This is a genomic window from Peribacillus sp. NPDC097264 (assembly GCF_050277925.1).
Classification (GTDB): Bacteria; Bacillota; Bacilli; order Bacillales; family DSM-1321; genus Peribacillus.
In genome coordinates, this window is the sequence record NZ_JBNNSR010000007.1 from 66,518 (window position 1) to 79,408 (window position 12,891).

Here is a 12,891-nt window from a genome sequence, read left to right on the forward strand (position 1 = left end):
GTTCCTCCTTCAATTGACCATTATGATTCAAATACCTGCAACAGCCATCTTTCAGCCTCATTCATGAGCTCTTGCTCCTCTTCCTGACTCAAGGCATCGAGAAATCTCCTTGATGCAGCCTGTTTGTAAAGTGGCGCTAGGACCTTTTCTATATCGGCAAAATCAGCAGTCAATTTGGATATTTCATTTGTAAAAGGTGTCAGCCTTTTTCCCGCTTTACGTAAGGAAGATGGCTGAAGGGTGATCTTATGTACCCACACGAATGATCGCTCCTGCTCTTCCTCTTCCTGTAAAAGCCGGGTTAAATCTTCTAGTAATTCACGTGAGAAGACAAAAGGATCCTCGACATCCAGCTGGATGTCGAGGAGATAACCCTTATCATCCGAACGTTTTTGCCCGATCATCTCCTTGCACTGCTTATAAAGATCATCAAAGCCAGCGGTTGCCGGGACTTTAAAGAGTACACTTTCCCATATCAGCTCGGATGTTTCGATAAAGGAGTGCCTTTTTTCTTCTCCGTCCATTTCGACCAACACACAGCCCTTTACACCCGACTCCTTCCGATTCCTCCCTTGTATATTTCCCGGATAGATGACAAGTGGATATTCTGAAACGACCTGGCGCTTATGTATATGACCTAATGCCCAATAATCAAAGTCCTTTTCAGTAAGCTCATTCAATGAAAAGGGAGCATAGTTTCCATGATCCGAATTTCCTTCTAAATTCCCGTGAAGAAGGCCGATATGATAATCGGCAGCTTCTGATTTTACATACGATTCTATCATTCGTTCCGTTACATGCCGCCGTGGATAACTGAAGCCATATAAATGGACTGTTGTTCCGTCCATCTTTTCAAACCGCTTGACTTCCATTTCGTCTGAAAAAATATGCACATTTTCAGGAAAGTCCACTTTAATCCAAGAGCCACTAAGGTGATCATGGTTCCCATGAACGATGAAAACCGGAATCCCATGTTGCTGAAGTCTTTCCATTTCACTCCGAAAACGGACCTGTGTCCGAAGATTCCGATTTTCCCCATCAAACAAATCACCTGATATCACCATGAAGTCGACATGACGACAGATCGCATTCTCCACAATTCTTTGAAAAGACTTAAATGGACTTTCCCTGATGTCTTTTAATATGGATGCCGGCAAATTCCTCAATCCTGAAAAAGGGCTGTCCAAATGAAGATCTGCCGCATGAATGAACGTAACGGCACTCACCATAACCACCTCGTCCCCTAACATTTATTTACTTTTATTTTATCATATCCAGAACATACTTTCCCATTTTAATGACAGGAATGATTCCAGTTAGTTTAGGTGAAAACAGTATAGACCATTTTATAAATAAAAAGACCGAATCGCAGGCACTTTTTAGATGCACTCCATTCGGTCTTTGTTTTTATTTGAAGATATCCATGCTTAAATATCGCTCGCCATTATCCGGTGCAATACATAGTACGCGTTTTCCTTTTCCAAGGCGGCGTGCTTCCTGAAGGGCACCCCAGACAGCGGCCCCACCTGAAGGCCCAATTAAAATACCTTCCTTCGCAGCCATGTCCTTCATTGTCGATATGGCATTTTCATCCGTTGCTTGAAGGATTTCATCAAAGACATCCGTATTTAAAATGCTTGGAACAAAACCTGGGCTTGTTCCGACAAGCTTATGAGGACCTGGTTTCCCTCCTGAAAGAACAGGTGAGCCTTGAGGCTCGACGACAACAACCTTTAGCTCAGGCAGCGCTTCTTTCAAAGCTTCACCTGTTCCTGTAATTGTTCCACCTGTACCAGCAGTTGCGATAAACACATCGAGATTCCGATCCATTTGGTCCAATATCTCGACTGCAGTCGTAACCCGGTGAATATCTGGATTAGCCTTGTTTTCAAATTGCTGTGGGATAAAGCTATTAGGAATCTCTGCGGCTAGCTCCTCCGCTTTTCGAATCGCACCTGGCATCCGGTCTGCCGCTGGAGTAAGGACCACTTCCGCTCCATAGGCTTTCAGTATATTGATTCTCTCTTTTGACATATTATCCGGCATGACCATGATCGCGCGGTAGCCTTTGGCAGCAGCATTCATGGCAAGACCAATTCCCGTATTCCCTGAAGTCGGCTCGATGATCGTTGCCCCAGGTTGAATTAGCCCGTCCAGCTCAGCCTGACGGATCAAATTAAAGGCTGCCCGGTCTTTTACACTTCGGCTTGGATTGAAATATTCCAGTTTGACATATACATCCGCATCGCCTTCCGCGGTTAAACGATTAAGTTTTACGACTGGTGTATCCCCAATCAATTCAGTAACATTATTTACGATTCTTACAGTCATTTCTTAAAAATCCCCTTTCAACTCATTCACATTCATCATTTACTTACTTCTTCATTATTATATCATTTATAAATTTTTGTTTAGTAAAGGAAATACTTCATATTCTATAGGATTAATTTAGTTACCCAAGATATTCACATAAATTGGTACATTTACTTGCCTTCTCGGGAAAGATTCCACGTCCTTATATAATAATGGTCAAAAATGACATAAAATGATAAAATTTTCATTAACAGGTTATATGCTATACAGAAAAATGATTGAACGGTCATTGATGAGAAAAGGGGAGTTTTAACATGAGTAAAGTATATAAATTAACCGTTTTTGAACCGACAGGGGAAAAGCTTTTAGACGAAGCATTCACCGCTGAAACTGATCAACAGGCAAAAGAAATCGGTCAAAAAATTCTGAATGAAAAAAATTATCAAGATCAAACGCACCGCTGCACCTCACCTGCAGGGGCACTATTACTCTTTCATCGTTAAACGGTTGAAAAGTGGAAGCGCTTTTTTATATTTTGGATAATCTAAGAATGGGATAAAAATAGAGAGACCGTCATCCTGACGGTCTCTCTGATTTCATTTCCCGATAAAAACGGGTTTCCTTTTCTCGACAAAAGCTCGGATTCCCTCTTTATGATCTTCTGTTTGACGCATTTTCATTTGGGCAGCTTTTTCAATTTCAAGCATTTTTATTAACAAGGGACGATTTTTTTCACTGAGGATCTTTTTCGTTTTAATCATCGCCTGTACCGGACTTTTCAGCCAGATCTGCACTTTTTTCTCGACCGCCTGTTCCAAGGACCCTTCCACCACTTCATGAATGAGGCCTTTTTCTTTTGCCTCATGGGCGGTAAGGACTTTTCCTTCCCAAATCAATTCCTTCGCCCCCACTTCACCAAGACGGCGTTCAAGGAAGAAGTGTCCTCCGCCATCTGGGATCAGTCCGATACCAATAAAGTTCATGGCCACCTTGCTTTGTGAGTCCGCAATGAGGTAATCCGTTGCAAGGGCAATGCTTAAGCCAAGACCTGCCACTGCACCGTGGATTTCACTGATGGTCAATTTAGGCATGAAATATAAGGTTGTAACCAATTCACTTATTCCATCCATGAGGCTATCAAAACCATTTTCCTCATCGGATTCAAGCATCATCTTGATATCTCCACCTGAAGAGAATGCCTTCCCATTCCCTTTTAAAATGACGACGTCAATATCTTCATTCTCGCCCACTTCCTTAAGGGCATAAATAAAGTCGTTTAGCATGGCTGGATTTATTGCATTCATGGACTCCGGGCGATTCAAAGTGACCGTCGCCGTTCTCTCCGTGCATGTAACTAAAACAGTACCTGTAGATGAAGTCGATTCAATATTCACTAATTTTCCTCCTCTTTTTCATTCCTTCATTTTTTTCCTATCCATGGTTCTCTTAGCGTTCAACTTTGCAGGTATGTATCCTTAAGCTGTTCACGAAGCGCCCTTTTCAAGAACTTTCCTACACCCGTTTTTGGAATTTCATCCATAAAAATGATTTCATCCGGTAGCCACCATTTCGCAAACTGTGGTTTTAAAAATTCAAGGATGTCTTCCTGCGTCACTTGGTCTTTGTACCCGTCTTTTAAAACGACACAGGCGACTGGCCGTTCCTGCCATTTTTCGTGCGGCATGGCAACGACAGCTGCTTCGAAAACCCCTTCATGAGCCATTAAGGTGTTTTCTATATCAACCGAGGAAATCCATTCGCCTCCACTTTTGATTAAGTCCTTCGTCCGATCGACAATTTTGACAAACCCTTCGTCATCGATTGTGACGACATCACCGGTATAGAGCCAGCCATCTTTAAAGGTTTCCTCTGATCGTTCATCCTTAAAATACTCATTGGCAATCCAAGGTCCTCTTATAAGTAACTCACCCATCTCTTTTCCATCGGGCTTCACTTCACCATCTTGGCCTACGACTTTAATTTCAATCATGGGCGCGACAAGTCCCTGTTTGGCCTTCAGGTCATAAAGTTCTTCCTCAGGCAGGTCATCCTGGTAGCTCTTCGGTTTCGCAACGAATACAAGCGGGCTTGTTTCAGTCATTCCATAGGCATGAAGGAATGGGATATTGTATTTTTGCTCGAATGTCCTGATCATGCTTTTGGGGGCAGCCGACCCACCGCATAAAATGGTGCGCATACTACTTGTGTCATGATTTCCCGTCTCAAGCTCCTTCAACAGCCCAAGCCAGATTGTCGGAACGCCGGCCGCAATTGTGACCTTCTGGGTTTCAATGAGCTCCGCCAATATTTTCGGTGTGAAGTTCGGTCCCGGCAAGACCATCTTCGTTCCGAACCAAACACTTGCAAATGGCATGCCCCACGCATTTACATGAAACATCGGCACGACCGGAAGCGCTGCATCCCGCTCGCTTATTGCCGTCGAATCAGCCAGGCCCAATGCAATCGCGTGCAATAAAATCCCTCGATGTGAATAAAGGACTCCTTTTGGGTTCCCTGTTGTGGCCGATGTGTAACACAAACCTGCTGGAGCATTTTCATCCAAATCCTTAATGAATGGCTGTGCTGGATTTCCTTCAGCCAATAATGTTTCATAATGATAGACGGGTGATAAAGTAGTCTCGGGAAGCGCCTCTTCATCGGTCATTATGATGTATCCTTCAACCGTAGTCAGCTCATCCTTGATCATTTCCAGTAATGGAATCACATCTGGATCTATAAGTAAAAGGCGATCTTCCGCACTATTGACGATATAAGAAATATGCTGAGGAGATAGACGCATATTGATTGTATGGAGGACCGCTCCATGACAAGGGATGGCAAAGTAAGCTTCCAGGTGTCGGTGATGATTCCATGCCAGTGTTCCAATTTTGTCACCGGTCTTGATGCCCATTTTTTCGAAAACGCTTGTGAGCCTTCTTGTACGCTGGGCAGTTTCTGCATACGTAAATGTATGGACCCCGCCGTCCGTACGGGAGACCACTTCTTTTTTCGGGAAATACTTTTCAGCTCTCTCAATGATTTGCGTCATAATCAATGGAGTGTCCATCATAACAATCTCCTCCTTATATAGAAAACGCTTCCATCTATATATTCGACCACATCAAAAATAATCCTTTTTCAACTGATCAGGATTTTACATTTTATTTTATAAATCGACTTCTATTTTGTTTTTTTTATAGAAAATAGAGGTAAAGTATAGATAAATGATATGTAGAGGAGTTAATCCATGGCAAACAATCTTAATGAGGAACTCGACGCTTCCTGTACAAGTGAATACTCTATCCTTTCTCAGGTAATCGTCTGTGAACCAAGGTATATGGAAATACGCGAAATCATCAATGAAACTCAAAAAGAATTTAAAGAGGATAACATAGATAGGATATTAGCGATGAAACAGCATGCAAATTTTGTGACGGCTCTAAGGAATGAAGGAGTGGACGTCATAAAACTACCACCCCAATCTACATATCCAGAACAAGTCTTCACTAGGGATATCGGCTTTACCATAGGTAATACCGTTTATGTTGCCGAAATGGCAAATGCGATACGTTCAGGCGAAGAACTATTATTGAAACTGTGGCTTGAATTAAATGAAATCCCATACTTCGATATAAGGAAAGGAAATATTGAGGGTGGGGATGTTATTCTTGATGGAAATACGATTTATATAGGCATTAGCGATAGAACCAATGAGAAGGCCATTAAGGAAGTACAGAGCTTATTACCCGAATACGAGGTCATACCGGTTCCTTTCGTTGCAAAGTATCTCCACTTGGACTGCATATTCAATATTCTTTCACCGACCGAGGCTCTCGTTTTCCCTGATGCCCTTACCAAGAAGGAACTAGACTTTTTAGGTTCGCGTTATGACCTGATCGAAGTGAACGGAGATGAACAATTCACGCTGGGCACGAATGTTCTTTCCATCGGAAACAAGAAATTATTCAGTCTTCCTTGCAATAAAAAGGTCAATAAGCAACTTCGAGAACGGGGATATGAAGTAATTGAAGTCGATATAAGTGAAATCATCAAATCCGGTGGCTCTTTCCGCTGCTGTACGATGCCACTTTTACGTTCAAAAAACAAGGTCACTGAACTCCGTTAAAAACGGGGTGTTTAAACCGGGTCTTCATCACGGCAGACCCGGTTTATTTTGCGTTACGGACCGACCGGGTTACAAAGAAAGCGACGGAACCTAAAAGCAAGATCAGGAAAATGGACAGAGCTAATGTTCCGAGGCCTTCTTCCTTCCCCATCGCCACATGAACCGATTCCCAACTCGTATACAGGAAAAAGAGGATGATCTCCACCTTCAAAAACAAACTCATCATTCGAGCATTTCTATATTGAAATGCAGCATTTTTTTCGGTTATTTCGATTGGGTAATTAAAAAGGTGCGGGACCCTCTCCATCAACGTCAAGCCAACCCATAAAAAAAGGCTGATGGTAGGAAGGAGCCAAATCAACGCTCTTCCTCCCCATCCATCCACTTCTCCTTTTCCATTAAAGTGAATCGGGACTTCGGCGGGTAATGTGTTCCATACACTGATTAAATAAACCAGGTTGATTACGATGAAGAGAAGTGAAATGATATCCATCATTTTCTCAACGCCCGTCTTGGGAAAATGTAAAACCGGATGATTACTTTTCATGTTTTTCTCCCCCATTTCTTATAAGAATCGGTTATTGTAGTAAGTCCAAGATGACAGCAGAGTCTTCTTCGTTTAATTGCACATACTTGTTTTGATCGTCTTTCGTAACTTCCAGCACATGTTCACCGGAATTCAACCACACAAAGTAAACAGGGATTTCATCCCCAAAGTTGCGATCATTAAAGTAGAAGATGAAATCTGCTTTCCGGTCATCTTTCTCCATGGGATTTTCCTTCCACGTCACATTTTCCAAAATTTCTTTTGGCTTTACAGTCTTTTTCATGTTTATGTTTTCTTTATAGGCTTCAAATCTATATGTATCTTTTCCTATTCGTTTTTGGATTGAAATACGTTCTTCCCTATCAGAACAACCCGAAGCAAATGTTAATGATACTAGGCATAGTGCGAATAACATTAATCTCCACTTCATTACCACCACCCCCTATAGAGCAAACTACTTTCCCATATATTCATTATACTCGTTCACCCATGGAAAATAATAGGATTGTTCAAGTTGAAAGAGGAAAAAACCTCCAAGCTGATTGCCTGAAAGTTTCCGACTCGAATATTTGAGTGAATCAACCAAACCAAATCGTAAATAGCTGTTCATTCACACCAAGGTTATACATATAATAAATTCCGAAAACCGTACTGACCACACCCGTCAACCGAACGAGAGAGCGATTCATTTTTTTTGAGGAAGCGCTAGTCACAAAAGGAATGCTCAATATGGTCGTAAACAAGAGCATGCCTAAACAGGTTCCCACCCCAAAAACAATGATATATAAAGCTCCCTGCCAGGCAAAGTCTATCGTGCTCATCGTAAGAAGGACCATCGCGGCACTTCCGGCAAGTCCATGGACGACCCCAATGAACATCGATTTCAGGTAGGTATTTCTTTCAAAATGGTCATGTTCATGAGCATTCTTCCAGGAAAAAATCGTGGTCATTCCTAGATACACCAACATGATTCCTACAAGAAACTCGAGTGACATTGCCCAAGCTTCCGGTATCTCATCTTTCAACAGGATCAGGACGACACCGAAAACCAAGAGTGTCAGTGTATGACCAATTCCCCAAAACACCCCGGCGAGCGACGACCTCCAGATTTTCTTGCTTCGGCTGGCAATGGTCGAAACAGCGATCACGTGGTCCGGTTCAAGAGCATGCTTGATGCCTAATAAAAATCCGATTCCTAAAACTAGCAATAAACTCATTTCCATACCACTCAATCCCGTCTATTAATAAGTTAGTATTTACGGTAAAACACAACATCTTTCTGCAATGCAAGGCTCCGTAAAAGATTCTCGGAAACGGCGAATATTTTCTCGATTAACTGAGTTTGATTCGCCAATACCCTTACCATCAGTCCTCGTATAGGCAATCTCGAAAAACCGATTCTTGCCTTTTGCCCGAAATCAGATAGCGATTCTTCTAATTGCGTAATCATGTCCTCACTTAGCCCATCATGTATGAACAATAATGAACCAAAATGGCTGTATCCTTCCAATAACAAAATGGATTCCATCTGATCTGATGGTTGCAATAATACATGATCCATAATCAGCCTTTTCCCATCATAAAACACATTCATTTTCGAACGAATCCAATCGTATGTAAAATCCTTGCCACTCTTGGACCATCCCGGGGTGAAGATATCCGTGAGCAGTAGCCCTGACCCTTTATCCATATGTATGGTCGTATCTTGTATATACCGTGCACCTTCATATGCAATCAATGGGTCCTGAACGTAGGTAAGGAAGCTTCCCTTTCTTAATACCATTTCAGTCTCCTGCCTTGCCGGTTCTCCCGTAGTTTTATATACCTTTGTCGCAGACTGGGTCGTCAACGTCAAATGTGCTCCTTCTTCTAAACAGAAAAACTGTTGGTAGCAATCACCTCCGACATAACCACCCCCGACATGAATGAGAAAGTAGGTGGGTGAAGTTTCATCGAGAAAAACAGGACGGGACAGTTTGAAAGCTCCCTCATGATAACTGTCCTTCACAATCGTCCGCCCCTTTTTCAGTACTGACGTCAAGCGGATGCTACCGGTCCAATTCATTGCTCTAACCCTATGAAAAAGGCCTCGGATTTAATCCAGTTCACCACATCCTCTAATCCTTTTTCATCTTTTAAATTCGTAAAAAAGAAGGGCTTATTTCCGCGTGTTGCCAATGTATCGCGTTCCATCACTTCAAGACTAGCTCCAACGTAAGGGGCCAAATCCGTTTTATTAATGATGAACAAATCCGATTTGATCATCCCTTGTCCGCCTTTTCGCGGGATTTTCTCCCCTTGGGCCACATCTATGATATAAATCGAAAAATCCACGAGCTCCGGACTAAATGTGGCTGCTAAATTATCACCGCCGCTTTCAACGAAAATTAAATCAAGATCAGGATGAAGGTCCTCCAATTCATCAATCGCCGCGAAGTTCATCGAAGCATCTTCCCGAATCGCCGTATGCGGACAGCCTCCCGTTTCCACCCCGATGATTCGATTTTCAGGCAACACACCGTTTTTCATGAGAAAAAGAGCATCTTCCTTCGTATAAATATCATTCGTGACGACGGCCATGCTGAAATCATTTGCCATTGCCCTCGTCAACTTTTCGACGAGCATCGTTTTCCCGGCACCAACCGGGCCACCTACACCAATTTTTACAACCTGCTTCATCATAATCGGTTTGTCCCTTCTAAGAGCAAACCTTTCACCTCTTTTCTATTCAACTCATAAATAGCCTTACATGTAATTGCTCATGCCTCATTTGGGAGATTTCCAATCCCGGTAAAGTCCTCCCAAGCTCATCCTCTGTCATTCCCTTGATTACTACCACCGCTGATTGTATGATGCCATGTGTCCATAACAACAATGATTGTCCAGCCGTCTGTCCTAACGGGATTCCTCTGACTGCATTTTGAATGAGTGAAGAAACGGCCGCATACAGGCAAGCTGTGATGGCCATGTCCACGGAAATGCCAAGCTCCGTACAGACAAGTGCAAAGACGATTGCCGGATGACCGTAACATTTCTTTTCTTTGATTTTGATTAGATAGATTGACAACATATCGGATGGGTACAGTGTCATACAAAGCTTTGCCATCTGCTGCCCAATCCTTCTTGAAGCTTCCCTTGATTCTTTGGCAGAACAGCTCGCAAATAGCTTTTCATCCAAATCCCAAATCCCTTCCTCATCTTGATCCAGAATGAGTGCATATGCGATACGGCACCCCAGGCCATCGGTATAAGATAAGGACTTCAAGATATAGACCTTTAAAAATTCTTTGAAAGAGTGTGCATCATGAATCTTTTCTTCCTGTATATAGGTCTCCATCCCGAAGGAGTGGGAAAACGAACCGGACGGAAAATTCGAATCACAAAGCTGGATGAGCGGAAACAACCGTTCATTCATGGGAATGGCCGATGTGACGGAATGCCTGTTTTACCTTTCTTTTCTCACGGCGAAAGGGAATGCCTTGCTCTGCAAGCAGCTCTTCAACCAGATAATCATATTGAACCAGCATTTCATCCCCTTCAAACTGTGCCGGCAAATGGCGATTTCCCAATTGATGTGCGATATTGCCCATCTGCCCGACGGATGTAGGCGTGATGGTTAAGATATCATCATCGATCGTCTGAACCACGATCATATTCTTTTCATCCATATACAAAATATCGCCATCCATTAAATCTTTGTTTTCCTTGAGCCTTATTCCAATCTCATTGCCATGGTCCGTTTTCACACGTTGAATTCTTTTTCTTAAAGCATCGCTTTCTAGAAAAACCCGTTCCATATGTTTCGGTTTATTTTGAATGGACTCAACGTTTCCTATCACCTTTTCGACAATCATGCTATTCACCTCAGAATAAAAAGTATCGCTGTGCCATTGGCAGGTTTTCTGCCGGCTCACACGTAATTAAATCACCGTCGACCGTCACTTCATATGTTTGTGGATCCACTTCGATGACGGGTGTTTCCCCGTTTAACTTCATGTCTTTCTTTGTAAGATTCCGGATATTCGAGACGGTTTTCACAATTTTCTTCAACCCGATTTCCTTGTGGATTCCCGCTTCATAAGCAGCTTTAGATAGAAAGGTGATTGATGTACCCGAAACGGCTTGCCCAAAACTCGCAAACATCGGACGATACAAAACCGGTTGTGGGGTCGGAATGGAGGCATTGGGGTCTCCCATGATGCTGTGGGCAATCATTCCCCCTTTTACGATCATATCCGGTTTCACTCCAAAAAAGGCCGGGTCCCACACGACCAAATCTGCAAATTTCCCTTCTTCCAATGATCCGACAACATCGGAGATTCCATGAGTGATGGCAGGATTAATCGTATACTTGGCGACATATCGCTTCACACGGAAATTATCGCCATCCCCTTTCTCTTCCAACATCTTTCCCCGTTGTTTTTTCATTTTATCCGCCGTCTGCCATGTCCGCAGGATGACTTCTCCCACCCTGCCCATTGCCTGGGAATCCGAGCTGATCATACTGAAGACGCCTAAATCATGGAGAATGTCTTCAGCAGCTATCGTTTCCTTCCTTATCCGGGAATCGGCAAAGGCGATATCCTCCGGTACGGAGGGATCCAAATGATGGCATACCATCAACATGTCTAAATGCTCTTCCAGCGTATTGATGGTATACGGGCGCGTCGGGTTCGTGGAAGAAGGCAAAATATTCGGATAACTCGCGGCCTTAATAATGTCCGGTGCATGTCCGCCACCCGCTCCCTCGGTATGATAGGTATGAATCACACGGCCCTTGATGGCTTCAATCGTATCCTCGACAAAGCCGCCTTCATTAAGGGTATCGGAATGGATGGCTACCTGGACATCATATTCATCCGCTACGGACAAGCTTGTATCGATGGCCGCTGCCGTGGTCCCCCAATCTTCATGCAATTTCAGCCCGATGGCCCCTGCCTTGACCTGCTCGATGAGTGGTTCTTTTGCCGAGGCATTGCCTTTTCCCAAAAAACCGAAATTCATGGGGAAATGTTCAGCCGCCTCAAGCATTTTATGGATATTCCAGGCTCCGGGTGTACACGTCGTGGCATTCGTTCCGGTTGCCGGTCCTGTTCCTCCGCCAATCATCGTCGTAATCCCACTCGATAATGCCGTCTCTATTTGCTGGGGTGCAATGAAATGAATATGTGCGTCAATGCCTCCCGCGGTCACGATCTTTCCTTCGGCAGCGATGATTTCAGTCGCCGCACCAATCGTCATGGTCACCCCATCCATCAATAGGGGATTTCCTGCTTTACCGATTGCCGCAATCTGCCCATCCTTCACCCCGATATCCGCTTTATAGATGCCCGTATAATCGACGATGATTGCATTCGTGAAGACAAGGTCCATGACCCCTTCCCTTTCAGCTGTTGGATGCTGTCCCATCCCATCACGTATGACCTTTCCCCCGCCGAACTTCACTTCATCTCCATATCTAGTGAAATCTTTTTCTATTTCTATGAAAAGCTCTGTATCTGCCAGTCTGACTAAATCCCCGGTCGTCGGACCGAACATGTCGGCATATTGCCTCCGTGACATTTCATGACTCATCCTTCACCCTCCACATCAAGCGGTCCGTTCGTTCGATTGCTTAATCCGTACACTTCCCTTTTGCCGCCAAAAGGAATCAGCTCCACTTCCTTTTCATCGCCTGGTTCAAAGCGGACCGCCGTTCCCGCAGGAATGTTCAACCGTTTCCCATAGGCTTCTTCACGAGTAAATTCCAACCCGTTGTTCACTTCATAAAAATGAAAATGGGAGCCAATCTGAATCGGTCGATCTCCCCGATTGATGACAGAAATGCCTGTCGCAAGCTTCCCTTCATTGCACACAATCGAATCTCTTTTCAAGATATATTCACCTGGTATCATGCCCCAGCCTC

15 protein-coding genes are annotated in these 12,891 nt (G+C 43.7%); 2 read left to right on the plus strand and 13 right to left on the minus strand.

Annotated features, from left to right (window positions below; translation table 11 throughout):
- Positions 1-20 precede the first annotated feature (20 nt).
- Together ACQKL0_RS12540 and cysK are read right to left on the minus strand one after the other, a co-directional pair.
- Complete coding sequence (locus tag ACQKL0_RS12540; protein WP_427688109.1) at positions 21-1,229, minus strand: metallophosphoesterase family protein; 1,209 nt, start codon at positions 1,227-1,229, stop codon at positions 21-23.
- A 178-nt stretch (positions 1,230-1,407) separates the two neighbouring features.
- Complete coding sequence (cysK, locus tag ACQKL0_RS12545) at positions 1,408-2,331, minus strand: cysteine synthase A (protein WP_402955726.1); 924 nt, start codon at positions 2,329-2,331, stop codon at positions 1,408-1,410.
- A 296-nt stretch (positions 2,332-2,627) separates the two neighbouring features.
- On the opposite strand from cysK, the gene ACQKL0_RS12550 reads away from it, so the two are divergent.
- On the plus strand, positions 2,628-2,816 hold the full coding sequence (locus tag ACQKL0_RS12550; RefSeq protein WP_402867699.1) for a YhzD family protein: 189 nt from the start codon (positions 2,628-2,630) through the stop codon (positions 2,814-2,816).
- Between the two features lie 93 nt (positions 2,817-2,909).
- On the opposite strand, the gene ACQKL0_RS12555 is transcribed toward ACQKL0_RS12550, so the two are convergent.
- Both ACQKL0_RS12555 and ACQKL0_RS12560 read right to left on the minus strand, forming a co-directional pair.
- Positions 2,910-3,701 carry an enoyl-CoA hydratase gene (locus ACQKL0_RS12555; protein WP_427688111.1) on the minus strand — a complete coding sequence of 264 codons (792 nt, stop codon included), beginning with the start codon at positions 3,699-3,701 and terminating at the stop codon, positions 2,910-2,912.
- A 65-nt stretch (positions 3,702-3,766) separates the two neighbouring features.
- Positions 3,767-5,383: a long-chain fatty acid--CoA ligase gene (locus ACQKL0_RS12560; protein WP_427687911.1), complete on the minus strand. Its 1,617-nt coding sequence runs from the start codon at positions 5,381-5,383 to the stop codon at positions 3,767-3,769.
- Between the two features lie 177 nt (positions 5,384-5,560).
- Between ACQKL0_RS12560 and ACQKL0_RS12565 the strand changes: the two genes are divergently transcribed.
- Positions 5,561-6,439 carry a dimethylarginine dimethylaminohydrolase family protein gene (locus ACQKL0_RS12565; RefSeq protein WP_427687913.1) on the plus strand — a complete coding sequence of 293 codons (879 nt, stop codon included), beginning with the start codon at positions 5,561-5,563 and terminating at the stop codon, positions 6,437-6,439.
- Positions 6,440-6,482: 43 nt separating this feature from the next.
- Here the strand turns inward: ACQKL0_RS12565 and ACQKL0_RS12570 are convergent, their stop codons facing one another.
- From ACQKL0_RS12570 to ACQKL0_RS12610, 9 genes are all read right to left on the minus strand, one after another.
- Positions 6,483-6,986 carry a DUF1648 domain-containing protein gene (locus ACQKL0_RS12570; protein WP_427687915.1) on the minus strand — a complete coding sequence of 168 codons (504 nt, stop codon included), beginning with the start codon at positions 6,984-6,986 and terminating at the stop codon, positions 6,483-6,485.
- 31 nt (positions 6,987-7,017) lie between these two features.
- Positions 7,018-7,416 (minus strand): hypothetical protein, encoded by a 399-nt coding sequence (locus tag ACQKL0_RS12575; RefSeq protein WP_427687917.1) that lies wholly within the window; start codon positions 7,414-7,416, stop codon positions 7,018-7,020.
- Between the two features lie 148 nt (positions 7,417-7,564).
- A complete protein-coding gene (locus tag ACQKL0_RS12580; RefSeq protein ID WP_407407221.1) occupies positions 7,565-8,209 on the minus strand; it encodes an urease accessory protein UreH in 645 nt (214 codons plus the stop codon).
- Positions 8,210-8,235: 26 nt separating this feature from the next.
- Positions 8,236-9,051 (minus strand): urease accessory protein UreD, encoded by an 816-nt coding sequence (locus ACQKL0_RS12585; protein ID WP_402867693.1) that lies wholly within the window; start codon positions 9,049-9,051, stop codon positions 8,236-8,238.
- Entirely contained in the window at positions 9,048-9,668 is a 621-nt protein-coding gene (gene ureG / locus ACQKL0_RS12590) for an urease accessory protein UreG (RefSeq protein WP_402955708.1), read from the minus strand. The genes ACQKL0_RS12585 and ureG overlap by 4 nt, the downstream gene beginning before the upstream one ends.
- A gap of 46 nt (positions 9,669-9,714) precedes the next feature.
- Complete coding sequence (locus ACQKL0_RS12595) at positions 9,715-10,401, minus strand: urease accessory protein UreF (RefSeq protein WP_427687920.1); 687 nt, start codon at positions 10,399-10,401, stop codon at positions 9,715-9,717.
- Positions 10,394-10,840, minus strand: a complete 447-nt coding sequence (ureE, locus tag ACQKL0_RS12600) for an urease accessory protein UreE (RefSeq protein ID WP_427687921.1) — start codon at positions 10,838-10,840, stop codon at positions 10,394-10,396. Before ureE ends, ACQKL0_RS12595 begins: the two co-directional genes overlap by 8 nt.
- A gap of 10 nt (positions 10,841-10,850) precedes the next feature.
- Positions 10,851-12,560 (minus strand): urease subunit alpha, encoded by a 1,710-nt coding sequence (gene ureC, locus ACQKL0_RS12605; protein WP_402955699.1) that lies wholly within the window; start codon positions 12,558-12,560, stop codon positions 10,851-10,853.
- On the minus strand, positions 12,557-12,880 hold the full coding sequence (locus ACQKL0_RS12610; protein WP_402867688.1) for an urease subunit beta: 324 nt from the start codon (positions 12,878-12,880) through the stop codon (positions 12,557-12,559). The genes ureC and ACQKL0_RS12610 overlap by 4 nt, the downstream gene beginning before the upstream one ends.
- Between the last annotated feature and the right edge of the window lie 11 nt (positions 12,881-12,891).